25 protein-coding genes are annotated in these 24,830 nt (G+C 59.7%); 17 read left to right on the top strand and 8 right to left on the bottom strand.

Annotated features, from left to right (window positions below; genetic code table 11):
* Positions 1–13: 13 nt before the first annotated feature.
* Entirely contained in the window at positions 14–667 is a 654-nt protein-coding gene (locus GNF76_RS06020; protein ID WP_155582277.1) for an HAD family hydrolase, read from the bottom strand.
* An 8-nt stretch (positions 668–675) separates the two neighbouring features.
* The gene (locus GNF76_RS06015) at positions 676–1,221 is read right to left on the bottom strand and encodes a gamma carbonic anhydrase family protein (protein ID WP_178123201.1); all 546 of its coding nucleotides are present in this window, start codon (positions 1,219–1,221) and stop codon (positions 676–678) included.
* Between the two features lie 102 nt (positions 1,222–1,323).
* On the opposite strand from GNF76_RS06015, the gene prlC reads away from it, so the two are divergent.
* On the top strand, positions 1,324–3,375 hold the full coding sequence (gene prlC / locus GNF76_RS06010; protein WP_343037808.1) for an oligopeptidase A: 2,052 nt from the start codon (positions 1,324–1,326) through the stop codon (positions 3,373–3,375).
* Positions 3,372–3,644: a YheV family putative zinc ribbon protein gene (locus GNF76_RS06005; protein ID WP_155582275.1), complete on the top strand. Its 273-nt coding sequence runs from the start codon at positions 3,372–3,374 to the stop codon at positions 3,642–3,644. The genes prlC and GNF76_RS06005 overlap by 4 nt, the downstream gene beginning before the upstream one ends.
* 33 nt (positions 3,645–3,677) lie before the next feature.
* Here the strand turns inward: GNF76_RS06005 and GNF76_RS06000 are convergent, their stop codons facing one another.
* The gene (locus GNF76_RS06000) at positions 3,678–4,325 is read right to left on the bottom strand and encodes a dual specificity protein phosphatase family protein (RefSeq protein WP_155582274.1); all 648 of its coding nucleotides are present in this window, start codon (positions 4,323–4,325) and stop codon (positions 3,678–3,680) included.
* A 306-nt stretch (positions 4,326–4,631) separates the two neighbouring features.
* Here GNF76_RS06000 and GNF76_RS05995 point away from each other — a divergent pair, with 306 nt between their 5' ends.
* The 6 genes from GNF76_RS05995 (at position 4,632) to GNF76_RS05970 (ending at position 12,181) form a co-directional block, all read left to right on the top strand.
* The gene (locus tag GNF76_RS05995) at positions 4,632–5,384 is read left to right on the top strand and encodes a gluconate 2-dehydrogenase subunit 3 family protein (protein WP_155582273.1); all 753 of its coding nucleotides are present in this window, start codon (positions 4,632–4,634) and stop codon (positions 5,382–5,384) included.
* A gap of 3 nt (positions 5,385–5,387) precedes the next feature.
* Complete coding sequence (locus GNF76_RS05990; protein ID WP_155582272.1) at positions 5,388–7,172, top strand: GMC family oxidoreductase; 1,785 nt, start codon at positions 5,388–5,390, stop codon at positions 7,170–7,172.
* Positions 7,173–7,184: 12 nt separating this feature from the next.
* On the top strand, positions 7,185–8,483 hold the full coding sequence (locus tag GNF76_RS05985; RefSeq protein WP_155582271.1) for a cytochrome c: 1,299 nt from the start codon (positions 7,185–7,187) through the stop codon (positions 8,481–8,483).
* A gap of 81 nt (positions 8,484–8,564) precedes the next feature.
* Positions 8,565–9,623, top strand: a complete 1,059-nt coding sequence (locus tag GNF76_RS05980; protein ID WP_155582270.1) for a PA0069 family radical SAM protein — start codon at positions 8,565–8,567, stop codon at positions 9,621–9,623.
* Between the two features lie 199 nt (positions 9,624–9,822).
* Entirely contained in the window at positions 9,823–10,554 is a 732-nt protein-coding gene (locus GNF76_RS05975) for a carbonic anhydrase (RefSeq protein ID WP_155582269.1), read from the top strand.
* 85 nt (positions 10,555–10,639) lie between these two features.
* The gene (locus GNF76_RS05970; RefSeq protein ID WP_155582268.1) at positions 10,640–12,181 is read left to right on the top strand and encodes a SulP family inorganic anion transporter; all 1,542 of its coding nucleotides are present in this window, start codon (positions 10,640–10,642) and stop codon (positions 12,179–12,181) included.
* A gap of 66 nt (positions 12,182–12,247) precedes the next feature.
* Here the strand turns inward: GNF76_RS05970 and GNF76_RS05965 are convergent, their stop codons facing one another.
* Positions 12,248–12,895: a hypothetical protein gene (locus tag GNF76_RS05965; RefSeq protein ID WP_155582267.1), complete on the bottom strand. Its 648-nt coding sequence runs from the start codon at positions 12,893–12,895 to the stop codon at positions 12,248–12,250.
* Positions 12,896–13,263: 368 nt separating this feature from the next.
* Here GNF76_RS05965 and coxB point away from each other — a divergent pair, with 368 nt between their 5' ends.
* The 4 genes from coxB to GNF76_RS05945 all read left to right on the top strand — a co-directional run bounded on the left by coxB (position 13,264) and on the right by GNF76_RS05945 (position 17,633).
* Positions 13,264–14,391 carry a cytochrome c oxidase subunit II gene (gene coxB, locus GNF76_RS05960; protein WP_155582266.1) on the top strand — a complete coding sequence of 376 codons (1,128 nt, stop codon included), beginning with the start codon at positions 13,264–13,266 and terminating at the stop codon, positions 14,389–14,391.
* Positions 14,392–14,449: 58 nt separating this feature from the next.
* Positions 14,450–16,039, top strand: coding sequence for a cytochrome c oxidase subunit I (gene ctaD, locus GNF76_RS05955; RefSeq protein ID WP_155582265.1), 1,590 nt, complete (start codon positions 14,450–14,452; stop codon positions 16,037–16,039).
* A gap of 120 nt (positions 16,040–16,159) precedes the next feature.
* Positions 16,160–16,711, top strand: a complete 552-nt coding sequence (locus GNF76_RS05950; protein WP_155582264.1) for a cytochrome c oxidase assembly protein — start codon at positions 16,160–16,162, stop codon at positions 16,709–16,711.
* A 34-nt stretch (positions 16,712–16,745) separates the two neighbouring features.
* Positions 16,746–17,633, top strand: coding sequence for a cytochrome c oxidase subunit 3 (locus GNF76_RS05945; protein WP_155582263.1), 888 nt, complete (start codon positions 16,746–16,748; stop codon positions 17,631–17,633).
* 6 nt (positions 17,634–17,639) lie between these two features.
* On the opposite strand, the gene GNF76_RS05940 is transcribed toward GNF76_RS05945, so the two are convergent.
* The gene (locus GNF76_RS05940) at positions 17,640–17,843 is read right to left on the bottom strand and encodes a twin transmembrane helix small protein (protein WP_016978774.1); all 204 of its coding nucleotides are present in this window, start codon (positions 17,841–17,843) and stop codon (positions 17,640–17,642) included.
* Between the two features lie 86 nt (positions 17,844–17,929).
* On the opposite strand from GNF76_RS05940, the gene GNF76_RS05935 reads away from it, so the two are divergent.
* Genes GNF76_RS05935 through GNF76_RS05915 form a run of 5 tightly spaced genes read left to right on the top strand, consistent with a single transcriptional unit; the run spans position 17,930 to position 21,844 of the window.
* Positions 17,930–18,670, top strand: a complete 741-nt coding sequence (locus tag GNF76_RS05935) for an SURF1 family protein (protein WP_155582262.1) — start codon at positions 17,930–17,932, stop codon at positions 18,668–18,670.
* A complete protein-coding gene (locus tag GNF76_RS05930) occupies positions 18,636–19,235 on the top strand; it encodes a hypothetical protein (protein WP_155582261.1) in 600 nt (199 codons plus the stop codon). The genes GNF76_RS05935 and GNF76_RS05930 overlap by 35 nt, the downstream gene beginning before the upstream one ends.
* 10 nt (positions 19,236–19,245) lie before the next feature.
* Positions 19,246–20,325 (top strand): COX15/CtaA family protein, encoded by a 1,080-nt coding sequence (locus GNF76_RS05925; RefSeq protein ID WP_155582260.1) that lies wholly within the window; start codon positions 19,246–19,248, stop codon positions 20,323–20,325.
* Positions 20,313–21,212 (top strand): heme o synthase, encoded by a 900-nt coding sequence (gene cyoE / locus GNF76_RS05920; protein ID WP_155582259.1) that lies wholly within the window; start codon positions 20,313–20,315, stop codon positions 21,210–21,212. The genes GNF76_RS05925 and cyoE overlap by 13 nt, the downstream gene beginning before the upstream one ends.
* The gene (locus tag GNF76_RS05915) at positions 21,209–21,844 is read left to right on the top strand and encodes an SCO family protein (protein WP_155582258.1); all 636 of its coding nucleotides are present in this window, start codon (positions 21,209–21,211) and stop codon (positions 21,842–21,844) included. The genes cyoE and GNF76_RS05915 overlap by 4 nt, the downstream gene beginning before the upstream one ends.
* Positions 21,845–22,008: 164 nt before the next feature.
* Here GNF76_RS05915 and GNF76_RS05910 read toward each other — a convergent pair whose 3' ends face one another.
* From GNF76_RS05910 to GNF76_RS05900, 3 genes are read right to left on the bottom strand one after another with little or no spacing between them, the layout of a single operon-like run.
* Entirely contained in the window at positions 22,009–22,782 is a 774-nt protein-coding gene (locus GNF76_RS05910) for a MetQ/NlpA family ABC transporter substrate-binding protein (RefSeq protein WP_155582257.1), read from the bottom strand.
* Between the two features lie 51 nt (positions 22,783–22,833).
* Complete coding sequence (locus GNF76_RS05905) at positions 22,834–23,508, bottom strand: methionine ABC transporter permease (protein ID WP_155582256.1); 675 nt, start codon at positions 23,506–23,508, stop codon at positions 22,834–22,836.
* Positions 23,508–24,515: an ATP-binding cassette domain-containing protein gene (locus tag GNF76_RS05900; RefSeq protein ID WP_178123200.1), complete on the bottom strand. Its 1,008-nt coding sequence runs from the start codon at positions 24,513–24,515 to the stop codon at positions 23,508–23,510. Before GNF76_RS05900 ends, GNF76_RS05905 begins: the two co-directional genes overlap by 1 nt.
* Positions 24,516–24,830 lie beyond the last annotated feature (315 nt).

Here is a 24,830-nt window from a genome sequence, read left to right as displayed (position 1 = left end):
CGCGATAGCAATCTCAAGCCCGCTGCAAAAACGCCTGATGCAGTTCATCCAGCGTTTCAAAATGCCAGGCCGGCGACTCTGCATTCAACTCCTCACGGCTGCCAAACCCGTACCCCACGGCCGCCGCATCCAGCCCGTTGCGGTGGGCACCGATCAGGTCATGCTTACGGTCGCCGATCATCAGCGTACTGGCCGGGTCCAGGCCCTCTTCGGCCATCAGGTGGGCGATCAGCTCGACCTTGTTGGTCCGGGTGCCATCCAGTTCGCTGCCGTAGATCACCTTGAAGTGCTTGGCGAAATCAAAATGCCGGGCGATTTCACGGGCAAACTCCCAAGGTTTGGAGGTAGCGACATACAGCTGCCGGCCTTGGCCGTTCAGCTCCTCAAGTAGCGGCATGACACCGTCGAACACACGATTTTCATACAGTCCGGTGACCTTGAAACGCTCACGGTAAAAATTCACTGCCTCCCAGGCCTTGGCCTCATCGAAGCCGTAAAACTGCATGAACGCTTGCAGCAGCGGCGGGCCGATGAAGTGTTCCAGCTTGGTCAGGTCCGGCTCATCGATCCCCAGCTTGGCGAGGGCGTACTGGATTGAGCGGGTGATGCCTTCCCGAGGGTCGGTCAGGGTGCCATCCAGGTCGAACAAAACGGTTTGGTAATGCATGGGAGTCCTTAACATGGGTCGAAGCCTTCGGCCAGGTGCAGGTCTTTGAGCTTCACGTAGTTCGCGGCGCTGTAGGTGAAAAAGGCACGTTCCTTGTCAGTCAACGGCCGAATCTGTTTCACCGGGCTGCCGACATACAAAAAGCCGCTCTCGAGTTTCTTGCCCGGCGGTACCAGACTGCCGGCACCGATGATCACATCGTCCTCCACCACCGCACCGTCCATCACGATGCTGCCCATGCCGATCAGGATCCGGTTGCCCACCGTGCAGCCATGCAGCATGACTTTGTGGGCGATGGTCACGTCGTCGCCGATCAGCAGCGGGAAACCGTCAGGATTGAAGGGGCCGGCGTGGGTAATGTGCAGCACGCAGCCGTCCTGGACACTGGTGCGCGCGCCGATGCGGATGCGGTGCATGTCGCCGCGAATCACCGTCAGCGGCCAGACCGAGCTGTCGGCGCCGATTTCGACGTCGCCGATCACCACCGCTGATGCATCGACAAAAGCCCCGGCAAGCAAGGCCGGCGTGTGGTTCTGGTAGGTGCGAAGGGTCACGATAGGCTCTCTCTCTTCTGCTGATAGCTGCGGTGGACGTTGATTGTAATTAAGATGGCCCCATCTTTGTTCTTACATGTTTCTTCAGCCAAGGTGCCCACCGTGAGCGCGAACAACCCTCTTCTGCAGTCCTACGACCTGCCGCCGTTCTCGGCGATCCGTGCCGAGCACGTGCAACCGGCCATCGAACAGATCCTGGCCGACAACCGTGTCGCCATCGAAGGCATCCTGCAAAGCCAGGGTAAAAATCCGACCTGGGCCGGGCTGGTCCTGGCCATGGACGAGCTCAATGATCGCCTGGGCGCTGCCTGGAGCCCGGTCAGCCACCTGAATGCCGTGTGCAACAGTGCCGAGTTGCGCGAAGCCTATGAGGCTTGCCTGCCGGCGTTGAGCGCCTACTCCACCGAGATGGGCCAGAACCGCGAGCTGTTCCAGGCCTTCGACGCCTTGGCCAACAGCCCGCAAGCGACCGATTTCGATGTGGCGCAAAAAACCATTCTGGAGCACTCGCTGCGGGACTTCCGCCTGTCGGGTATCGACCTGCCTGAAGCTCAGCAAAAGCGTTACGCCGAAGTGCAGAGCAAGCTGTCGGAGTTGGGCAGTCGCTTCTCCAATCAATTGCTGGACGCCACCCAGGCCTGGACCAAGCACGTTACTGACGAAGCGACCCTCGCCGGCCTGACCGACTCGGCCAAGGCACAAATGGCCGCCGCCGCCCAGGCCAAGAGCCTTGATGGTTGGCTGATCACCCTGGAATTCCCCAGCTACTACGCGGTGATGACCTACGCCCATGACCGCGCCCTGCGCGAAGAAGTCTATGCGGCCTACTGCACCCGTGCGTCGGACCAAGGCCCGAATGCCGGTCAGAACGATAACGGTCCGGTGATGGAACAGATCCTCGACCTGCGCCAGGAACTGGCTCAACTGCTGGGTTTCGCATCCTTCTCCGAACTGAGCCTGGCCACCAAAATGGCTGAGTCCAGCGACCAGGTGTTGAGCTTCCTGCGAGACCTGGCCAAGCGTAGCAAGCCGTTCGCTACCCTGGATCTGCAACAGCTCAAGGCCTACGCCGCCGAACAAGGCTGCCCGGACCTGCAAAGCTGGGACAGCGGTTTCTACGGTGAAAAGCTGCGTGAACAGCGTTACAGCGTTTCCCAGGAAGCCCTGCGCGCCTACTTCCCCATCGACAAAGTACTGGGCGGCCTGTTTGCCATCGTCCAGCGTCTGTACGGCATTGAAATCGCCGAGCAGAAAGGTTTCGACACCTGGCACCCGGATGTTCGTTTGTTCGAAATCAAGGAAAACGGCCAGCACGTTGGTCGCTTCTTCTTCGACCTGTATGCCCGCGCCAACAAGCGCGGCGGCGCCTGGATGGACGGTGCCCGCGATCGCCGTCGCACGATCGATGGCGTATTGCAAAGCCCGGTGGCCAACCTGGTGTGCAACTTCACCCCGGCCGACAGCGGCAAGCCTGCCCTGCTGACTCACGATGAAGTGACGACGCTGTTCCACGAGTTCGGCCACGGCCTGCATCACCTGTTGACCCGTGTTGAACACGCCGGCGTCTCCGGCATCAACGGCGTGGCCTGGGATGCAGTGGAGTTGCCAAGCCAGTTCATGGAGAACTGGTGCTGGGAGCCGGAAGGCCTGGCGCTGATTTCTGGCCACTATGAAACCGGCGAACCGCTGCCTCAGGACCTGCTGGAAAAAATGCTCGCGGCGAAGAATTTCCAGTCCGGCCTGATGATGGTTCGCCAGTTGGAGTTCTCCCTGTTCGACTTCGAGCTGCACGCCACCCACGGCGATGGCCGCAGCGTGCTGCAAGTGCTCGAAGGCGTACGTGACGAAGTCTCGGTGATGCGTCCGCCGGCCTACAACCGCTTCCCTAACAGCTTTGCCCATATCTTCGCTGGCGGCTATGCCGCGGGTTACTACAGCTACAAATGGGCGGAAGTGCTGTCGGCGGATGCGTTCTCCAAGTTTGAAGAAGACGGTGTACTCAACGCCGAAACCGGCCGTGCCTTCCGCGAAGCGATCCTGGCCCGTGGAGGTTCACAGGAGCCGATGGTGCTGTTCGTCGATTTTCGCGGACGTGCGCCGTCGATTGACGCACTCTTGCGCCACAGCGGCCTGACTGAGGACGCGGCAGCATGAGTGAAGGGCCTGTGAAAACCAAAAAACGCTTTATCGCCGGAGCGGTCTGCCCGGCGTGCAGCGAGCCGGACAAGTTGATGATGTGGAGCGAGGACGATGTGCCGCACCGCGAATGCGTGGCCTGCGGTTATTCCGACACGCTCAATGAGCAAGGTCTTTCGGTGCCCAAGGAATTGGGCACGCGGGTCAATACGTCGGCGTTGAAGGCACCGGATCCCAAGGTGCAGGCCGTGCAGTTTTTCCCCAATCCGAAGTTGAAAAAAGACTGACTCTCTCGTCAGGAGCGAGCATGCTCGCTCCTGTTACGAACCCGAACTCGCGGTATTAATCCAACTCTTCATCGAGCACAGTGCAAACGCGCTGGTGCTGCAATCACCATTGGCCAGCGCTGTGCGCAGTTTGTCGATATCGGCCTTCATCATGTAGCGAACGCCATCCTTGAAGTGGGAGCTGTCACCGAAGCCACCCAAGGTCATTTCGTTCAGCGCGTCTTCTTTGCTCCAGCCCTGTACCACCACACGGTACATCGCCGAAATCAATCCTGTGCGGTCCGAGCCATGCTTGCAGTGCATCAAGACCGGGCCGTTGGCCTCAGCGGTCTGGATAGCACGCAGGGCCGCCAGGATGTCGGCATCGTCGACATGGTTGGTGCGATAAGGCAACTGCACCTGTTTGATATCAGGCTTTTTCAGCCAGGCGTCGTCAGATTCGGGCAGGAAGTTGATCACCGTGCCGATCTTGAGGTTTTCCAATACGGGAATGGCCGTGCTGTCGGGCAACGCACTGCGATAGAGCGTGGGCGACATTTGGTACAGGTTGTATTGCTTTGCCACAGGCTGAGCCCATTCCGCGGGGCGAGTGGGTGTGGCGTCGTCGGCCTGGGCGTGAACGGCCGCAAACAGTGTCATGAACGACAGGCAAAGTGCAGGAAGTAAATGATTCTTGAACATGCGCGGCGTAACCGAATAGGGAAATGGCTGATGGCGTTCAGAATCGCCTATGCGGGGTCAACGTCGTGTGAGGTGCTCGTCAAAGAATCGTGAATATCCGTCCTGATGCTAATGTTTTTGCAGTGGATCGGTAATATTTCCGGGCTGAATCGATTCTTCTTAATCCTTAGGCTGCTATCATTTGTAACTATTGATTGCTGCAGTGTTCTATTTTTCGGGGATCGGTTGGATCCCACGTGCTGCCAAAAAGACAAGTCGCTCCTTGAAGCGGCTGATAAACCCGTGACCACATGATGAGGTGCCACCATGTCTGATCAAGATCGAGACAACCCCCGGCGTGAGTTTTTGCGCAAATCCTTGACCTTGATCCCTGTGGTCACCGTCGCCAGTACGGGCCTGGGTGGCTCGGTGCTGATGGCGTCTTCCGAACCCGCTCAAGCCAGCGAACCCAAGGCGCCTGTCAGCAGCAAAGCCTATGAGCCGAGCTATTTCACGGCTGAAGAATGGGCGTTTATCAATGCGGCTGTCGCCCGCCTGATCCCGGCGGACGCCCAAGGCCCAGGTGCTCTTGAAGCCGGTGCGCCGGAATACATCGACCGCCAGATGAACACGCCTTATGCCAGCGGCGCGCTGTGGTTCATGCAGGGGCCGTTCAACGCTGATGCGGCGCCGGAGATGGGTTGGCAGAGCAAATTGGTGCCCAAGGAGATCTATCGTCTGGGTATTGCCGCAACGGATAAGTGGTCGAAGGCGTTCAACGGTAAAGTATTTGCTGGGCAAGACAGCGCTACCCAGGACGATATGCTCAAGCGTCTGGAGGCTGGCGGCGCTGAAATGGCCGCGCATTTCGACGCGGTGCCGCCAAAGATTTTCTTCAACTTGTTGCTGCAAAATACCAAGGAAGGGTTCTTCTGCGACCCGATCCACGGTGGCAACAAAGGCATGGTCGGCTGGACCATGATCGGCTTCCCCGGCGCGCGCGCCGATTTCATGGATTGGGTTGAACGCAACGAGCAATACCCCTTCCCGGCTGTTTCTATCCGTGGCGAGAGGGCGTAAGGCATGGCAACCATCATGAAGAAAGTGGATGCGGTCATCGTGGGTTTCGGCTGGACGGGCGCAATCATGGCCAAAGAGTTGACCGAGGCGGGTTTGCACGTCGTAGCGCTTGAGCGCGGGCCGATGCAGGACACCTACCCGGACGGCAACTATCCCCAGGTCATTGACGAACTGACCTACAGCGTTCGCAAAAAGCTCTTTCAGGACATCTCCAAAGAAACCGTGACCATTCGCCATAGTGTGAATGACGTTGCGCTGCCTAATCGTCAGTTGGGCGCCTTTCTGCCGGGTAACGGTGTTGGTGGTGCCGGTTTGCACTGGTCTGGCGTGCACTTTCGTGTCGACCCTATCGAATTGCGCATGCGTAGCCATTACGAAGAGCGCTACGGGAAAAGCTTCATTCCCAAGGACATGACCATCCAGGACTTCGGCGTCAGCTATGAAGAGCTGGAGCCGTTTTTTGACTATGCCGAAAAGGTTTTCGGGACCTCCGGCCAGGCCTGGACGGTGAAGGGGCAATTAGTGGGCGAAGGTAAGGGCGGCAACCCTTATGCACCTGATCGTTCGAATGCGTTCCCACTGCAATCGCAGAAAAATACCTACTCGGCGCAACTGTTCCAACAGGCCGCCAACGCCGTGGGTTACAAACCGTACAACCTGCCGTCCGCCAATACTTCGGGGCCTTACACCAACCCTTACGGCGCGCAGATGGGGCCGTGTAACTTCTGCGGCTTCTGCAGTGGCTATGTCTGCTACATGTATTCCAAGGCCTCGCCGAACGTGAACATCCTGCCGGCCTTGAAGCAGGTGCCGAACTTCGAATTGCGGCCTAATTCCCACGTGTTGAAGGTCAATCTCGACAGCACCAAGAGCAAGGCCACCGGCGTGACCTACATCGACGCCCAGGGGCGTGAGATCGAGCAGCCGGCGGACTTGGTGATCCTCGGTGCCTTCCAGTTTCATAACGTGCGATTGATGCTGCTGTCGGGCATCGGTAAACCCTACGATCCGATTTCCGGTGAGGGTGTGGTGGGCAAGAACTTCGCCTACCAGAACATGGCCACCATCAAGGCCTTCTTCGACAAGGATGTGCACACCAACAACTTCATCGGCGCCGGTGGCAACGGCGTGGCGGTGGATGACTTCAACGCCGACAACTTTGACCACGGCCCCCACGGCTTCGTCGGAGGTTCACCGATGTGGGTCAACCAAGCGGGCAGCCGGCCGATTGCCGGTACCTCCAACCCGCCGGGCACGCCGGCCTGGGGCAGTGCCTGGAAGCGCGCCACAGCCGATTACTACACCCACCAAGTGTCGATGGACGCCCATGGTGCCCATCAGTCCTACAGGGGCAACTACCTCGATCTGGACCCGGTTTACCGCGATGCCTACGGCCTGCCGCTACTGCGCATGACCTTCGACTGGCAGGAAAACGACATCAAGATGAACCGCTTCATGGTCGAGAAAATGAGCAAGATCGCCGAAGCGATGAACCCCAAGGCGATTGCCCTGCTGGGTAAACAGGTCGGTGAGCATTTCAATACTGCGTCTTATCAGACCACCCACCTCAACGGTGGCGCGATCATGGGCACCGACCCGAAAACCAGTGCCTTGAACCGCTACTTGCAGTGCTGGGATGTGCATAACGTGTTTGTTCCCGGTGCATCTGCATTCCCACAAGGCTTGGGCTACAACCCTACAGGCCTGGTGGCTGCGCTGACCTACTGGTCGGCGCGGGCGATTCGCGAACAGTACCTGAAAAACCCCGGCCCACTGGTTCAGGCATAAGGAGCGATGACCATGAAAGCATTCGTTATCGCCTCCGTGGCGTTGCTCAGCAGCTATTCGGTGAGCGCGGCTGAAACCGACTTGATCAAACAGGGCGAGTACCTGGCCCGCGCCGGTGACTGCGTGGCTTGCCACACTGCCAAGGGTGGCAAGCCCTTTGCCGGTGGCCTGCCGATGGAGACTCCGATCGGTGTGATCTACTCCACCAATATCACCCCGGACAAAACCGGCCTGGGGGACTACAGCTTCGAAGACTTCGACAAGGCCGTGCGCCATGGCGTCGCCAAAAGCGGTAGTACCCTTTACCCGGCTATGCCCTACCCGTCTTATGCGCGGGTCAGTGAAAGCGACATGCAGGCGTTGTATGCGTACTTCATGAAGGGCGTTGAACCGGTCGCGCAAGAGAACAAGGACAGCGATATTCCCTGGCCCTTGAGCATGCGCTGGCCTTTGGCGGCCTGGCGCTGGATGTTTGCGCCCGCGGTCTCTGAGGCTCAGGCCCAGGCCGCTGCCGACCCGGTGATCAGCCGTGGTGCATACCTTGTCGAAGGCCTTGGCCACTGCGGCGCGTGTCATACGCCACGGGCCCTGACCATGCAGGAAAAAGCCTTGAGCGCTTCTGAAGGCAGTGCCTTTCTCTCCGGTAGCGCGCCATTGGAAGGCTGGATCGCCAAAAGCTTGCGTGGCGATCACAAGGATGGCCTGGGCAGTTGGAGCGAAGAACAACTGGTGCAATTCCTCAAGACCGGCCGCAGTGACCGTAGCGCGGTATTTGGCGGCATGAGCGACGTTGTGGTCCACAGCATGCAGTACATGTCGGAAGAAGACCTGACGGCTATCGCCCGTTACCTCAAGAGCTTGCCGGCAGTTGATCCTCAGGATCAGCCGCATCAGTACGACAAGCAAATCGCAGACGCGCTGTGGAAGGGTGATGACAGCAAGCCTGGAGCGTCGGTCTATATCGACAACTGCGCGGCGTGTCACCGCACGGATGGCCATGGCTACAGCCGGGTATTCCCGGCGCTGGCAGGCAATCCAGTGCTGCAGACGGCGGATGCGACCTCGTTGATCAACATCGTGTTGAATGGCGGCACATTGCCGGCGACTCACACGGCGCCTTCGACCTTCACCATGCCGGCATTTGCCTGGCGGTTGTCGGATCAGGAAGTGGCGGACGTGGTCAGTTTCATTCGCGGCAGTTGGGGCAACAAAGGCGCGCCGGTAAAAGCCAGCGAAGTGGCGGGCCTGCGCAAGAACGACATGCAGACCACGTCGGGTGATGATTTGGGTCAGGTGACGCAGAAGTACTGATTCAACCCTTGCCGCCCAACGGCGCTGGTCAGAAGCATCGCGCCTCTATACTGTATATAAAAACAGTATAGAGGCGTTTTCATGTCCACTCCGTTGCCACCCCGCGGGCGCGGCACCGCCACCAACCTGCACAATCGCTTTGCGCCTACCGTCAGCGTGGCTGAGGACGATGGCTGGTTTCAGGAAGTGCCGCAGACCCAGGGCACCGAAGTCCGCATCGAGACGGCAAAAACCATCATTACCCGCAACAACTCGCCAGATTTGCCGTTTGATCGGTCCATCAATCCATACCGAGGCTGCGAGCATGGCTGTATCTACTGCTATGCCCGGCCCAGTCACGCGTACTGGGACCTCTCACCGGGGTTGGATTTCGAAACCAAGCTGATCGCCAAAACCAACGCCGCCGATGTGCTGGAACAGCAACTGTCGAAACCCGGCTATACCTGCGCGCCGATCAACCTGGGGTCCAACACCGACCCGTACCAGCCCATCGAGCGCGAATACAGGATCACCCGGCAAACCCTTGAAGTGCTGCTGCGCTATCGCCACCCGGTGACGATCATCACCAAGGGGTCGCTGATTCTGCGGGATCTCGACCTGTTGACCGAGCTGGCCCGCCAGCGGTTGGTGGCAGTGATGATCAGCCTCACCAGCCTGGATGACGAGCTCAAGCGCATCCTTGAGCCGCGCACGGCGGCGCCCAAGGCCAGGTTGCGCGCGATCAGGGTGATGCGTGAGGCGGGGATTCCGGTGGGCGTGCTGTGTTCACCGATGATCCCGATGATCAATGACAGTGAACTGGAAAGCCTGTTGGCCGAAGCCCATGCTGCCGGGGCGCAAAGTGCGGCCTACATGATGCTGCGTCTGCCACTGGAGGTGGCGTCGCTGTTTGAGGAGTGGTTGGCGGCCCATTACCCTCAGCGGGCGGCCCATGTGATGAGCCTGGTGCGGCAGGTGCGAGGCGGCGAAGTCTATGACAGTCGCTTCGGCGTACGGATGCGTGGTGAAGGGCCGTTTGCCGACTTGTTGGCGCAACGTTTTGCCAAGGCGATCAAACGTTTGGGGCTCAATCGCCGGGAAGGGTTTAATCTGGATTGCACGGCGTTTTGTCCTCCGGGCAGGCAGATGGCATTGTTGTAAACTGCCAGGTGAAAGTGAACTTTCGCGTAGGAATAGTCGCGTTTTGATATCACTGAAACCCGCGATCTAGAGCGGTTCATTCAGTTTGAGTTAAGTTTCGGCGGGTACGGTGTTGATCGAGTGACTAATGAGTTGGCGCTGCGGGTTTGGCGCCGAATCGCACCGGAAAACTCCCCTGCTCCAACCACGAGGATGAATCATGAGTGACAAGGATAAACAGCCGTTGGCTGCGTCGGCTTCAGCCCCTTACGAGGCGGAGTCCGCCGATGCAGCGCTGCAGCACATTGTTGAAGGTTTTTTGCATTTCCATCACGAGATCTTTCCCCAGCAGGAAGAACTCTTCAAGAAGCTCGCCACGGCCCAGAGCCCACGGGCGATGTTCATTACCTGCGCCGATTCGCGCATCGTTCCGGAGCTGATTACCCAAAGCTCCCCGGGTGATCTGTTCGTGACCCGTAATGTCGGCAACGTCGTGCCGCCCTATGGGCAGATGAACGGCGGTGTTTCCACGGCCATCGAGTACGCGGTACTGGCCCTTGGCGTGCAGCACATCATCATCTGCGGCCATTCCGATTGCGGTGCCATGCGCGCGGTACTCAACCCCCAAAGCCTGGAAAAAATGCCTACGGTCAAAGCCTGGCTGCGGCATGCCGAGGTCGCCAAGACCATGGTCCAGGACAACTGTGATTGCGCCAACGAAAACGAAAGCATGCATGTGCTGACCGAAGAAAATGTCATTGCACAGTTGCAGCACCTGCGCACACATCCGTCGGTGGCCTCGCGCATGGCCAACGGCCATTTGTTTATCCATGGCTGGGTCTACGACATCGAGACCAGTGAAATCAAAGCCTACGATGCGGATCAAGCGGCGTTCCTCCCGTTGAACGGTACTCAACCGATCCCTTCGGCGACGCCTAAAGCGCGCTTCTAAAACATTCCCCTGCCGGGTAACGCGATGGCTGCCATTTGTGCAGCCAGGCCTTGCCACGCCCGGCGAATGCCTCGGGAGAGTCATCATGCGTGCTGCTCAACTAAAAGCTGTGCTGCCACGGGAGCTGCTGGCGTCCGTGGTTGTGTTTCTGGTCGCCCTGCCCTTGTGCATGGGGATCGCCATCGCTTCCGGTATGCCACCGGCCAAAGGCTTGATCACCGGGATCATCGGTGGCCTGGTGGTCGGCTGGTTGGCGGGTTCGCCATTGCAAGTCAGTGGCCCGGCAGCCGGATTGGCGGTGTTGGTATTCGAGCTGGTGCGCCAGCATGGCATGGCCATGCTCGGGCCTATCCTGTTGCTGGCGGGGTTCCTGCAACTGGTGGCCGGGCGTCTGCGCCTGGGTTGCTGGTTCCGTGTGACCGCCCCGGCGGTGGTGTACGGGATGCTGGCCGGGATCGGAGTACTGATCGTTCTTTCACAAGTCCATGTGATGCTCGACGGCGTGCCTAAACCGTCGGGCCTGGATAACCTTGCGGGCTTCCCGGCGGCGTTGGTGCAGGCTATTCCTGCCTTGGGCGGTGGGCTTGGTTGGCAGGCCGGTTTGCTCGGGTTGTCGACGATGCTGGTGATGTGGCTGTGGGATAAATTCCGCCCGCAGAAGCTGCGTTTTGTGCCAGGTGCTCTTCTGGGCGTAGGTTTGGCAACGGTGACCAGTTTGGTACTGGCGTTGCAGGTCAAGCGTGTGGAGGTGCCGGAAAACCTGGCGGACGCCATCGATTGGCTACGGCCCAGCGACCTGCTGAACCTGGCGGATCCCAGCCTGTTGATCGCCGCCTTCGCCGTGGCGTTTATCGCCAGCGCCGAAACCCTGCTCTCGGCGGCGGCTGTCGATCGCATGCATAACGGTCAGCGTTCTGATTTTGATAAGGAACTGTCAGCACAAGGCGTAGGCAATATGCTTTGCGGCCTGGTGGGCGCGTTGCCCATGACCGGGGTGATCGTACGCAGTTCAGCCAACGTCCAGGCGGGTGCCACCACGCGGTTGTCGGCGATGTTTCACGGTGTGTGGTTGCTGGCCTTTGTGTTGCTGCTGTCCAGTGTGCTGCAAAGCATTCCGGTGGCGAGCCTGGCGGGTGTGCTGGTGTACACCGGGATCAAACTGGTAGACATCAAGGCTTTTCGTGGCTTGGGCCGCTATGGTCGGATGCCGATGTTCACCTACGCAGCCACGGCCCTGGCGATCATCTTCACCGACCTGCTGACGGGTGTGTTGGTGGGTTTCGGGTTGACCCTGGTCAAGCTGGCGTGGAAGGCTTCACGGCTGAAGATCAGCCTGATTGACCTGCCCCAGGACGGGGAAATGGAATTGCGGCTGACTGGCGCGGCGACTTTTCTCAAGGTGCCGGCGCTGACCCAGGTGCTATCGACGATACCGGCGGGAACCACCGTGCATGTGCCGCTCAATAACCTGAGTTATATCGATCATTCCTGCCTTGAGCTGCTGGAGGAATGGGGGCGTGCCAATGCGGCCAAGGGTTCGAAGCTGGTGATCGAGGCGCGAGGGTTGAAGCGTCGATTGGAAGGGAGGGTACGCACGACGACAGGAATAGGGTCGGCGGCTGCCTGAATAAGTTGAGCCCTGTGGGCGCCGGGCAAACCCGGCTCCCACATTCAATCTTTGCCAGTCGTAAACTTACGCCGGCTGATCCAGCTCCAACCCCACACCCAACTGCCGCGACAGGGACGGCCAGCGCTTCCAGGCCGCTTCGGTGTCCGGGCTCTTGAGCTTGTCGCGGTAGGCTTCGACAGACTCGAGGGCGAAGCTCTCTTCATTGAGCATCTCATCCACCGCATGGTGCACCGCTTCATCCAGTTGATTGGCGAACGTTTCACCGATCAATTGGTGGGCAATCAGGTTGGCCACGGTGGTATCCAGCGGAATCAGCGGCTGGCCGAAATGCTTGATGTACAGATCGTTGACCTCTTCCACCAGGCGATGAGCCAGGTACGCCTCGTCCAGCAGGCCGTCCAGGCCTTCATGGCCGGCCAGGATCGCCAACGGTTGAAGGAAGAACTGCTCGGCGATTTTCAGCACCGGTTTGATCTGGCTTTCAATACCGGCTTCGCGGGCCACGTCGTTGGCTGCATCCAGCAACTCCGGGACCTGGTCGATATAGGCGGTGACGAAACGCGTCATCACACCCTTGGCGTCGACATCGGGCAGGGAAATCGCCGGGTGCAGGTGGGGTAACTGGACCTCCAGCTGTTGAGCAAGCTGGCCAGTGCTGGCTTCGTGTTGATGGGCACGGGAAATCTGCTCGCGCAATGCGGCGGTGTTCATGAACGCTCCGAGAATACAGGGGTAGGAAAAGGGAGAAGATAAGGTAGCTCGTTTGTACGAGCGGCTAAGACGCATTTGGCATAATTATTTCACGGTTATGCGCCGGTGTTATATCGAAATGCCATCGTTCGTCGGATAACCCCCGTCGTCTGCCGGTTTGCCGGCTCCGTTCGTCCATTTTCGTTCATTTGCTCCCTCACATTGCGGGGTGGCGGTCGCTGTCTATACTCGGGTTTGTACGCAATTAGCTGATGACGCCAGACTGCATGAGCAGGCAAGGCTTGGCGGTGTGTTTGCAATTTGGAAGCCGCTCCCTTGGCCGCAGGTGCAAACCGGCGGGATAACAAGAACGATAAGGGGAACCCGCAATGACGCGACATCCACACGTTTGGATGGGCCTACTCTTGTGGTCAGTATTCAGCCAGGCGCAGGCCGCCTGGACGACGAATATGACGCCAGGGGCCACCGAAGTCAGTCACGCCGTGTTCGACCTGCACATGACCATTTTCTGGATCTGTGTGGTGATCGGCATCGTCGTGTTTGGCGCGATGTTCTGGTCGATGATGGTTCATCGACGCTCAACCGGCCAGGTGGCGGCCAAGTTCCACGAGAGCACCACGGTCGAGATTCTCTGGACGGTGGTGCCCTTGCTGATCCTGGTGGCGATGGCTATTCCAGCCACCAAGACCCTGATCAACATCTACGACAGCAGTGAGTCGGATATCGACATCCAGGTCACCGGCTATCAGTGGAAGTGGCATTACAAGTACCTGGGCCAGGACGTCGAGTTCTTCAGCAACCTGGCCACTCCTGCCGAGCAGATTCATAACCAGGCCGTCAAAGGCGAGCATTATCTGCTGGAGGTTGACCAGCCGCTGGTGCTGCCGGTGGGTGCCAAAGTGCGCTTTCTGGTGACCGCCGCCGACGTGATCCATTCGTGGTGGGTGCCGGCCTTTGCGGTCAAGCGCGACGCCATCCCCGGTTTCGTCAACGAGGCTTGGACACGGATCGAGAAGCCCGGCATCTACCGTGGCCAGTGTGCCGAGCTGTGCGGCAAGGACCACGGCTTCATGCCCATTGTGGTCGACGTCAAGTCCAAGGCCGACTACGAAACGTGGCTCGGCGAGCGCAAAGCCGAAGCCGTTCAACTCAAAGAGCTGACCTCCAAGGAATGGACCCTTGAAGAGTTGGTGGCCCGTGGCGACAAGGTCTACCACACCACCTGCGTGGCCTGTCACCAGGCCGAAGGCCAGGGCCTACCGCCGATGTTCCCGGCGCTCAAGGGCTCGCCGATTGCCACCGGCGCCAAAGAGGATCACCTGCATCGCGTGTACTTCGGCAAGCCCGGCACCGCCATGGCCGCTTTCGGCAAGCAGCTCTCGGAAGTTGATATCGCGGCGGTCGTGACCTACGAACGCAACGCGTGGGGCAACAACAAGGGCGACATGGTCACCCCCAAAGACGTGCTGGCTCTGAAACAGGGGGAAAGCAAATGACCTCATTCATTGCGTATTCCCTGAACCGTCCCGCTCACTCGTTTGCAGGAGAAAGGCCATGAGCGCTGTGATCGATGACCACGGTCATGCCGGTGACCACGCTCACGGCCCCGCCAAAGGCCTGATGCGCTGGGTGCTGACCACCAACCACAAAGACATCGGGACCATGTACCTGTGGTTCAGCTTCGCCATGTTCCTGCTTGGCGGCTCGTTCGCCATGGTGATCCGGGCCGAGCTGTTCCAGCCGGGCTTGCAGATCGTGGAGCCGGCGTTCTTCAACCAGATGACCACCATGCACGGCCTGGTGATGGTCTTCGGTGCGGTGATGCCGGCGTTTGTCGGTCTCGCCAACTGGATGATCCCATTGATGATCGGCGCGCCGGACATGGCCCTGCCACGGATGAACAACTTCAGCTTCTGGCTGTTGCCGGCCGCGTTCTTGCTGCTGGTCTCGACCCTGTTCATGCCGGGCGGCGGGCCGAACTTCGGCTGGACCTTCTACGCCCCGCTTTCCACCACCTATGCGCCGGAAAGCGTGACTTTCTTCATCTTCGCCATCCACTTGATGGGTATCAGTTCGATCATGGGCGCGATCAACGTGATCGCCACCATCCTCAACCTGCGCGCACCCGGCATGACCCTGATGAAGATGCCATTGTTCGTCTGGACCTGGCTGATCACGGCATTCCTGCTGATCGCGGTGATGCCGGTGTTGGCAGGTTGCGTGACGATGATGCTGATGGATATCCATTTCGGCACCAGCTTCTTCAGTGCTGCCGGCGGCGGTGACCCGGTGTTGTTCCAGCATGTGTTCTGGTTCTTCGGCCACCCCGAGGTGTACATCATGATCCTGCCGGCCTTCGGTGCCGTCAGCTCGATCATCCCGACCTTCTCGCGCAAGCCGTTGTTCGGTTACACCTCGATGGTCTACGCCACGGCGAGCATCGCCTTCCTGTCGTTTATCGTGTGGGCGCACCACATGTTCGTGGTGGGCATTCCGCTGGTGGGCGAGCTGTTCTTCATGTACGCCACGCTGCTGATCGCGGTGCCCACCGGGGTGAAGGTGTTCAACTGGGTCAGCACCATGTGGCAAGGCTCGCTGACCTTCGAGACGCCGATGCTGTTTGCCGTGGCCTTCGTGATCCTGTTCACCATTGGCGGCTTCTCCGGGCTGATGCTGGCGATTGCCCCGGCGGACTTCCAGTACCACGACACCTACTTTGTGGTGGCGCACTTCCATTACGTACTGGTGCCTGGCGCGATCTTCGGGATCTTCGCCTCGGCCTACTACTGGCTGCCGAAATGGACCGGTCACATGTACGACGAAACCCTGGGCAAGCTGCATTTCTGGCTGTCGTTCGTGGGGATGAACATGGCGTTCTTCCCGATGCACTTCGTCGGGCTGGCGGGCATGCCGCGCCGGGTGCCGGACTACAACCTGCAGTTCGCCGACTTCAACATGGTCTCGTCCATTGGTGCTTTCACCTTTGGTGCGACGCAGATCTTCTTCCTGTTCATCGTCATCAAGTGCATCCGTGGCGGCAAACCCGCGCCGGCCAAGCCCTGGGATGGTGCCGAAGGGCTTGAGTGGAGCATTCCTTCGCCGGCGCCGTATCACACCTTCACCACCCCGCCGGAGGTCAAATGAACAGGCTTTATGTGGGAGCTGGCTTGCCTGCGACAGCATCACCCCGATGCACATGGCACACCGCAGTGCCTGAATCGCAGGCAAGCCAGCTCCCACACAAGCAAGGGCAAGGAGGTGACCATGTCTGAGTCAGTGCCTATCAAGCGCCTGGTCACCCGCCTGCTGATTCTGGTGATGGCGATGTTCGCCTTCGGCTTTGCCCTGGTGCCGATCTACGACGTGATGTGCAAGGCGTTCGGCATCAACGGCAAGACAGCCGGGCAGTACGAAGGTGAGCAGATCGTCGACCCATCACGGCAGGTCAGGGTGCAGTTTCTCTCCACCAATGCCATCGACATGGTCTGGGAGTTCCACTCCAAGGCCGACGAAATCGTGGTCAACCCGGGTGCGGTCAACGAGATGTTGTTCGTGGCCTACAACCCCACCGACAAGCCAATGACGGCCCAGGCGATCCCGAGCATTTCGCCCGCAGAGGCGGCGATGTACTTCCACAAGACCGAATGTTTTTGCTTCACCCAGCAAGTGCTGCAGCCAGGTCAGCGTATCGAGATGCCCGTGCGCTTCATTGTCGACCGCGACATGCCCAAGGATGTGAAGCATTTGACCCTGGCGTACACGCTGTTCGATATCACCGCGCGCCAACCGCCCGTGGCTGTCCATACCGGCGGCTAGGCGTGCCTGCGGGCTCGATTAGGAGAACGAATACATGTCAACTCATGATACGTACTACGTACCGGCGCAAAGCAAATGGCCAATAATTGCCACCTTGGGCATGCTGATCACGGTGTTCGGGTTGGGCACTTGGTTCAATGATCTGAAGGCTGCGCGCCCGGAATCCCACGGCCCGCTGATCTTTTTCGTTGGCGGCTTGCTGTTGGCCTACATGATGTTTGGCTGGTTCGGCGCGGTGATCAAAGAGAGTCGCGCCGGCTTGTACAGCTCGCAGATGGACCGCTCCTTTCGCTGGGGTATGAGCTGGTTCATTTTTTCCGAGGTGATGTTCTTTATCGCGTTCTTCGGGGCGCTGTTTTATGTGCGTCATTTGTCCGGCCCGTGGCTGGGAGGGGAAGGTCATAAAGGCGTGGCGCACATGCTCTGGCCGAATTTCGAATTCACCTGGCCGTTGCTCAATAACCCTGATCCGAAACTGTTTCCGGCGCCCAAAGGCACCATCAGCCCGTGGGGCTTGCCGCTGATCAACACCATTTTGCTGGTCAGCTCCAGCGTGACTATCACCATCGCCCACCATGCTTTGCGCAAAGGCCATCGCGGTGCGCTGAAGATCTGGCTGGCGATCACCGTGTTGTTGGGCTGGGCATTCCTTGGCTTCCAGGCCGAGGAATACATCCACGCCTACAAGGAGCTGGGCCTGACCCTGGGTTCGGGCGTGTACGGCGCGACCTTCTTCATGCTCACGGGCTTTCACGGCGCCCACGTGACCATCGGCACCATCATTCTGTTCGTGATGCTGATGCGCATCCTGAAGGGGCATTTCAATGCCGAGCACCAGTTCGGATTCGAGGCGGCCAGCTGGTATTGGCACTTTGTGGACGTGGTGTGGATCGGGCTGTTTTTCTTCGTTTACGTACTGTGAGGCGCCTTACCACGGCGCATGAGAGACCAACTGGCCGCTAAAGAAACCCCAGGCGATCAACGCCACGGTGATCACGGCCAGTACGACGCGCACGGTCAAGGCAGTGACGAGGCGGTTGGAGTTGCCCTCGTCCTTGACCAGGAAAAACAAGCCACTGAACAGGCTCACAACGGTAGCGATCAGCATCAGGGCAATGGCTGCTTTGAGCATGGTTTGGCTCCGGGGCTCTTTTTTTTGGAGGGGCGAGCAATGAGATTCAGTATAGCCAGCGCAGCACCGACCTCTACGGTCGCGCCATGAAACGCTTTCGTCCCGGGATTGCGCCGACACTGGTGGTTCTGGTGCTGCTACCGCTGCTGGTGTTTCTCGGTTTTTGGCAGTTGTCCCGTGGCCAGGAAAAACAAGCGCTGCTGGACAGCTACGCCGAGCGTCGCGCTGCCGAGCCCATGAGCAGCGAGCAATTGCGTACTACGGCCGATCCCGCCTTTCGCCGAGTGCACCTGCGTGGGCAGTTGGATGCCGAGCATAGCGTGCTGCTGGATAACCGCTTTCGCGACGGCAAGGTTGGCGTTGAGTTGCTGCAACCCTTTCATGATCAGGCCAGCGGTTTATGGCTGCTGCTCAATCGTGGCTGGCTGCCTTGGCCTGACCGACGCTCGCCGCCGGTGTTCACCACCCCGGAACAGCTGCTCAATATCGACGCCTGGGTCTACGTAGCGCCCGGCGCCACGTTCCAATTGCATGCCGACCCGGCTGGCGCGCCATGGCCACGCCTGCTGACAGCACTGCACCCCGACACGCTGTGGACGGAGCTTGCGCGCAGCGGGTTTGGCTACGAGCTGCGAGCCGAAGCCGGTCCCGGCACCTACGAAACCAATTGGCCGGTGGTGGCCATGGGGCCGGAAAAACACCTCGGATATGCCGTGCAGTGGTTCGCCATGGCGCTAGCCCTGTTCGGTCTTTACCTCTACCTCGGATGGCACAACGCAAAGGAGAAGCACGATGGGAGCGGCCATGAATCCACTCAACATGTCTGACGCGCCTGCAGCGCCCGACCGGCGCAAGGGGCGCTGGCAACTGATCCTGATCCTGCTGATGGTGATCGGTCCGATGGTGTTGGCCACCTTCATGTACAAGCTGCAGTTCTGGGTGCCGGAAAGCCGCAGTTACCACGGCGAGATGATCGGCAATGGCCAGACCCGCGCCGATATCGGCGTGCAGGCTGAAGAGGATCGCTGGCAGTTGCTGGTCACTGCGCCTGCGGCCTGCGCTGCCGATTGCCGACAACTGGTGTACCTGGCGCGCCAGCTACAGATTGGCCTGGGCCGTGATGCGTCCCGCGCCAGCCATGCCTTGGCCAGTGCGCAACCGGTCGGCACCGACTATGACGCCAAGCTCAAGGCCGAATACCCGCAATTGCAGCGTTACTCCCTGGACCTGTCGACCTTCAACAAAGACGCCGCAGCCCAGGGTAGTGGTGATGCACAGCTGTGGATCGTCGACCCACACGGCAATCTGGTGCTGCGCTATGACGCTCAGGTCAAGGGCAAGGATTTGCTGAACGACCTGCGCCTGCTGCTGAAACTGTCAAATATCGGATAAGGGCATCGTCATGGCCAAACTTGGATTTCGCCTCGCGCTGTTTGCCACCTTGCTGGCGCTGATTGTGGTGCTGCTTGGGGCCTATACCCGGCTGACTCACGCAGGCCTCGGTTGCCCGGATTGGCCGGGCTGCTATGGCTTCATCAGTGTGCCGCAAAGCGAAGCCCAGTTGGCCCATGCCGAACTGCACTTCCCGGACACGCCGGTGGAGGCTGACAAGGGCTGGAGCGAGATGGTCCACCGCTACTTTGCCGGTACCCTCGGCCTGTTGATCGTACTGTTGGCTGCGCGCGCCTGGACCCATCGGCATCACCCGGGCCAGCCGCTGAAGTTGCCTTTGTTTTTGTTGGCCGTGGTGTTTGCCCAGGCCGCGTTTGGCATGTGGACGGTGACGCTCAAGCTCTGGCCTCAGGTGGTAACCGGGCATTTGCTCGGTGGGTTTGCGACCTTGAGCCTATTGTTTCTGCTGACCTTGCGATTATCCGGCGTGTTGCCGGCGCTGATCGTGCCCAAGCGTTTGCAGTATTGGGCGACGGCCGGGCTGGTGGTGGTGATTGGTCAGATTGCCCTGGGCGGCTGGGTCAGCTCCAACTATGCGGCGGTGGCCTGTATCGACTTGCCGACTTGTCACGGCCAGTGGTGGCCGGCGGCGGATTTCGCCAATGGGTTTCACCTGACCCAGCATATCGGTCCCAACTATTTGGGCGGCCAACTCGACAGTGATGCGCGTACTGCGATTCATCTCACCCACCGGATTGGCGCTTTGGCCGTGACTGTCGTGCTGTTGGGGTTGGCCTGGCAGCTCAAGGTCGTCGGTATGACACGTTTGGCTGGCCTCCTGCTGATCGCCCTCGCGGCGCAAATCAGCCTGGGCCTGAGCAACGTGTATTTCCATCTTCCGCTGCCTGTAGCGGTCGCTCATAACGCCGGTGGCGCAGCGCTATTGCTCACCCTGGTGCTGATCAATTACCACGCCCGAACCAGCCTGGTCCGGGTTCGCCATCACTTGCCGCTGGGCTGGCGCTTCAGCCCTCGCAGGCAGGTGTCGGGCCTCATAACGATAAAAGGAGAGATGCCATGGCGACCTTGATCGGCGCGGCTCACAGCCAAGCGATCTGGCGTGACTACCTGGAGCTGACCAAGCCCAAAGTGGTGGTGCTGATGCTCATCACCTCGCTGGTAGGCATGTTCCTTGCGACCCGCGCTGGCGTGCCTTGGGCGGTGTTGATTTTTGGCAACCTGGGGATTGCCCTGTGTGCCGGTGGCGCGGCGGCGGTGAATCATGTGGTGGACCGGCGCATCGATGCGGTGATGGCTCGCACCCACAAACGTCCGCTGGCGCAAGGTCGTGTTTCGCCGGCCGCTGCCCTGACCTTCGCCCTGACGCTGGCCGTGGCCGGGCTGGCCTTGCTGCTGGCGTTTACCAATCCGCTGGCGGCCTGGCTGACCCTGGCCTCGCTGCTGGGCTACGCGGTGATCTACACCGGCTTCCTCAAGCGTGCCACACCGCAGAATATCGTCATTGGCGGCCTTGCTGGCGCCGCTCCCCCCTTGCTCGGTTGGGTGGCGGTTACCGGTCACGTCAGTGCCGAGCCCTTGCTGCTGGTGCTGATCATCTTCGCCTGGACCCCGCCACACTTCTGGGCCCTGGCCATTCATCGCAAAGAGGAATATGCCAAGGCCGATATCCCGATGCTGCCGGTGACTCACGGCGAGCACTACACCAAGGTGCATATCTTGCTGTACACCTTTGCCCTGTTGGCGGTCAGCCTGATGCCCTATGTCATCCACATGAGTGGCCTGTTGTACCTGGGATGTGCATTGGTTCTGGGCGGGCGCTTTCTGCAATGGGCCTGGGTGCTGTACCGTGGCAGTCGGCCGCACGCGGCGATCAACACCTTCAAGTACTCTATCTGGTACCTGTTTTTACTGTTTATCGCCCTGCTCGTAGACCACTACCTATTGTTGAACCTATGACTCGAACTCAAAAAACTGTCTTTATTCTGGTGGCCGTGGTCGCGTTGATCATGGGCCTGACTGTCAACAAAGTGCTGTCCGGCAAGGGCCAGGGCGATCCGACGGCGTTGATCGACGCGGGGATTATCCTGCTGCCGCAAAGCCGGCAACTGCCGCCTGTGACCATGACCAATCAGGATGGCCAGCCGGTGGTGGTCAATGAGTTGAAGGGCAAATGGAGCATGCTGTTCTTCGGCTACACCTTCTGCCCGGACATCTGCCCGACCACCCTCGCGCAACTGCGGCAGATCAAGAGCGAGTTGCCCAAGGAGGTGGTGGACAAGCTGCAAGTCATCCTGGTCAGCGTTGACCCCAATCGCGATAACCCGGCGCAGCTCAAGCAGTACCTGGGTTACTTCGATCCGCAATTTGAAGGCCTGACCGGCGCTTCGGTGGATGACGTGCAGAAAGTCTCCAATGCCGTGAGCATTCCGTTCATTCCGGCGGATACCAGCAAGCCGAACTACACCGTCGACCACAGTGGCAACCTGGCGTTGATCGGGCCGGATGGTACTCAGCGTGGGTTTATCCGCGCGCCGTTGAACAACCAGAAGTTGGTGGCACAGTTGCCAGGGTTGTTGCAGCGTAAATAACCCTGGCGTTACCCGATGGGGCTGCGCAAAAAAATGTGGGAGCTGGCTTGCCTGCGATGGCATCACTGCGGTGCATCTTCAGCACCGCGGCGTCTGCATCGCAGGCAAGCCAGCTCCCACAGTCGATCTCCAGTTTTCTGGAGATCGGGGTTTTTCAGGTTGGATCAGAACGCCGGCAAGATTGCGCCTTTGTACTTCTCAAGAATGAACGCTTTCACTTCCGGAGTGTGCAGGGCTGCAACCAGCTTCTTCACGGCGTCGGAATCCTTGTTGTCCTCACGGGTCACCAGGATGTTCACGTAAGGCGAGTCTTTGCCTTCGATGACCAGAGCGTCTTTGGAAGGGTCCAGTTTGGCTTCCAGCGCGTAGTTGGTGTTGATCAGCGCCAGATCAACCTGGGTCAGCACGCGCGGCAGGGTGGCGGCTTCCAGTTCGCGGAACTTCAGACCCTTCGGGTTACCGGTGATGTCCTTGATCGTCGAGAGGATGTTGGTCGGGTCCTTCAGGGTGATCAGGCCGTTGTTGGCCAACAGCAACAGCGCGCGGCCGCCGTTGGTGGCGTCGTTCGGGATCACCACGTTGGCGCCATCAGGCAGGTCGGCGAGCTTCTTGTACTTGCTGGAGTAGGCGCCCAGAGGCTCCAGGTGTACACCGGCAACACTCACCAGCTTTGTACCTTTGGCCTTGTTGAATTCATCCAGGTACGGCTGGTGCTGGAAGAAGTTGGCGTCCAGGCGCTTTTCGGCCACCTGTACGTTCGGCTGAACGTAGTCGGTGAAGACCTTCACCTTCAGATCAACCCCTTCCTTGGCCAGTGCCGGTTTCACGAACTCGAGGATTTCCGCATGCGGTACCGGCGAAGCGGCGACCGTCAGGGTCTCGGCGGCGTGGGCGGAAAACGCGGCAACGGCGGCGAAAGCAACCAGTAGTTTTTTCATCCAGCAAGCTCCTTGTTCGGGCATTGGCCGGCTTCGCGCCGGCAACGGCCGTTATTTTCGAGAAAAGTGCACCACCAGCTTATCGCCAACGGTTTGCAGAATTTGCACCAGGATCAGCAGCAACACCACGGTGACCACCATCACATCGGTCTGGAAGCGTTGATAACCAAAGCGGATAGCCAGGTCACCGAGGCCGCCGGCACCCACCACACCGGCCATGGCCGTGTAGGACACCAGTGTAATTGCCGTCACCGTAATCGCTGCGAAAATGCCGGGACGAGCCTCGGGCAGCAGTGCATTGGTGATGATCTGGCGAGTACTGGCGCCCATGGCCTGGGTCGCCTCGATAATGCCGCGATCCACTTCGCGCAGGGCGGTCTCCACCAGGCGTGCAAAGAACGGTGTGGCGCCGACCACCAGCGGCGGAATTGCCCCCGCAACGCCAAGGGAGGTGCCGGTGATCAGTACCGTGAACGGAATCATCACGATCAGCAAAATGATGAACGGCAGCGAGCGCAGGATGTTCACGATCAACGATAGCAGGGCGTACAGGCCTTTCTGTTCGAACAGTTGCCGCGGGCTGCACAGGAACAGCAACACGCCCAGCGGCAGGCCCAGCAACACGGTGAACAGCAGCGAACCGAAGAGCATGAGCATGGTGTCGCCGGTGGCGAGCCAGATTTCATACCAGTCGATGTTGGCGAAAAAACTCAACAGGGTCTCCATTAGCGCAGCACCTCCATGTGGACGTCTGCCGCGGTGAAGCGGGCGAACGCCGCCTCCATGTCGCCGCCGGTGACGGCGAGGGTCAGTTGCCCGTAGGGGATGTCTTTGATGCGGTCGATACGACCGGCGAGGATGCTGTAGTCCACGCCCGTTTCACGTGCGACGGTACCCAGCAACGGTGCGTAGGTCGCTTCGCCCTGGAACGTCAGGCGCACGATGCGACCCGGAACGTGGGCGAAGTCATCGCGCTGCTCGCTTTCGTCGACCTGATCGGCTTCTTGTACGAAGCGCTTGGTAGTCGGGTGCTTGGGGTGCAGGAATACATCGGCCACCGAGCCTTGCTCGACGATCACGCCGGCGTCCATCACGGCCACCTGGTCGCAGACCCGGCGGATCACGTCCATTTCATGGGTGATCAGCACGATGGTCAGTTTCAGCTCGCGGTTGATCTCGGCCAACAGTTGCAGGACCGAGGCGGTGGTCTGCGGGTCGAGGGCGCTGGTGGCTTCATCGCACAGCAGGATTTTCGGCTTGGTGGCCAGGGCGCGGGCGATGCCGACGCGCTGCTTCTGGCCGCCAGACAACTGCGCCGGGTACTTCTTGGCGTGGTCCGACAGGCCGACCCGCTCCAGCAGTTCAGCCACACGCTGGTCAATCTCGCGGCGCGATAACTCGCCCGCCAGGGTCAGTGGCAGCGCCACGTTGTCGGCGACGGTCTTGGACGCCAGCAGGTTGAAGTGCTGGAAGATCATCCCGACCTGTTGTCGGAAACGCCGCAGGCCGTTGGCATCCAGAGCGGTGACTTCTTCGTCATCTACCTTGATCTGGCCACCGCTGGGTTGCTCCAGGCGGTTGATCAGGCGCAGCAGGGTACTTTTTCCCGCACCGGAGTGGCCAATCAGACCGAACACCTGGCCGTTTTCGACGCGCAGGCTGGTGGGGTGCAGTGCGGGGATATCCTTACCGGCGACCCGGTAGGTTTTATGGACGTTATGAAACTCGATCACGTAGCGAACCTTGTGGGGCGCATTGAAAAGGGATCAGCGGTTAGCCGGGCGCGCATTTTAGCCTGTCCGTATAGAGGTTCTTAGCATTTATTTCGCATTCAACCAGCGATTTGGCGATAACGCGATCAAAGGTCATAAAAAGGGACGGTGCAAGTTTTGCGGCGATTGCCCAGCGTCGGGTCTGGGATCGTGGGCCGAAGGCCAAGGCGGTTCCGGCTTAAAGCATCCGTTGTTTGTTGGACCGCTATCGCAGGCAGGCCAGCTCCCACATTTGATTGGGGTCCTTCAAAAAACAAGCTGCGGGCAGAAACAGAA

Source organism: Pseudomonas spelaei, assembly GCF_009724245.1.
Classification (GTDB): domain Bacteria; phylum Pseudomonadota; class Gammaproteobacteria; order Pseudomonadales; family Pseudomonadaceae; genus Aquipseudomonas; species Aquipseudomonas spelaei.
This window is presented reverse-complemented; position numbering and strand designations above follow the sequence as displayed.

Coding starts and splice junctions, on each gene's coding strand:
- GNF76_RS06000 (WP_155582274.1), bottom strand. CDS start 4,325: ATGTTCAAGAATCATTTACTTCCTGCACTTTGCCTGTCGTTCATGACA.
- GNF76_RS05965 (WP_155582267.1), bottom strand. CDS start 12,895: ATGAACACCGCCGCATTGCGCGAGCAGATTTCCCGTGCCCATCAACAC.
- GNF76_RS05930 (WP_155582261.1), top strand. CDS start 18,636: ATGGGAGCGGCCATGAATCCACTCAACATGTCTGACGCGCCTGCAGCG.
- GNF76_RS06005 (WP_155582275.1), top strand. CDS start 3,372: ATGAGTGAAGGGCCTGTGAAAACCAAAAAACGCTTTATCGCCGGAGCG.
- GNF76_RS05975 (WP_155582269.1), top strand. CDS start 9,823: ATGAGTGACAAGGATAAACAGCCGTTGGCTGCGTCGGCTTCAGCCCCT.
- ctaD (WP_155582265.1), top strand. CDS start 14,450: ATGAGCGCTGTGATCGATGACCACGGTCATGCCGGTGACCACGCTCAC.
- GNF76_RS05970 (WP_155582268.1), top strand. CDS start 10,640: ATGCGTGCTGCTCAACTAAAAGCTGTGCTGCCACGGGAGCTGCTGGCG.
- GNF76_RS05925 (WP_155582260.1), top strand. CDS start 19,246: ATGGCCAAACTTGGATTTCGCCTCGCGCTGTTTGCCACCTTGCTGGCG.
- GNF76_RS06020 (WP_155582277.1), bottom strand. CDS start 667: ATGCATTACCAAACCGTTTTGTTCGACCTGGATGGCACCCTGACCGAC.
- GNF76_RS05915 (WP_155582258.1), top strand. CDS start 21,209: ATGACTCGAACTCAAAAAACTGTCTTTATTCTGGTGGCCGTGGTCGCG.
- GNF76_RS05910 (WP_155582257.1), bottom strand. CDS start 22,782: ATGAAAAAACTACTGGTTGCTTTCGCCGCCGTTGCCGCGTTTTCCGCC.
- GNF76_RS05995 (WP_155582273.1), top strand. CDS start 4,632: ATGTCTGATCAAGATCGAGACAACCCCCGGCGTGAGTTTTTGCGCAAA.
- coxB (WP_155582266.1), top strand. CDS start 13,264: ATGACGCGACATCCACACGTTTGGATGGGCCTACTCTTGTGGTCAGTA.
- GNF76_RS05950 (WP_155582264.1), top strand. CDS start 16,160: ATGTCTGAGTCAGTGCCTATCAAGCGCCTGGTCACCCGCCTGCTGATT.
- GNF76_RS05990 (WP_155582272.1), top strand. CDS start 5,388: ATGGCAACCATCATGAAGAAAGTGGATGCGGTCATCGTGGGTTTCGGC.
- GNF76_RS05985 (WP_155582271.1), top strand. CDS start 7,185: ATGAAAGCATTCGTTATCGCCTCCGTGGCGTTGCTCAGCAGCTATTCG.
- GNF76_RS05945 (WP_155582263.1), top strand. CDS start 16,746: ATGTCAACTCATGATACGTACTACGTACCGGCGCAAAGCAAATGGCCA.
- GNF76_RS05935 (WP_155582262.1), top strand. CDS start 17,930: ATGAAACGCTTTCGTCCCGGGATTGCGCCGACACTGGTGGTTCTGGTG.
- GNF76_RS05940 (WP_016978774.1), bottom strand. CDS start 17,843: ATGCTCAAAGCAGCCATTGCCCTGATGCTGATCGCTACCGTTGTGAGC.
- GNF76_RS05980 (WP_155582270.1), top strand. CDS start 8,565: ATGTCCACTCCGTTGCCACCCCGCGGGCGCGGCACCGCCACCAACCTG.
- GNF76_RS05905 (WP_155582256.1), bottom strand. CDS start 23,508: ATGGAGACCCTGTTGAGTTTTTTCGCCAACATCGACTGGTATGAAATC.
- cyoE (WP_155582259.1), top strand. CDS start 20,313: ATGGCGACCTTGATCGGCGCGGCTCACAGCCAAGCGATCTGGCGTGAC.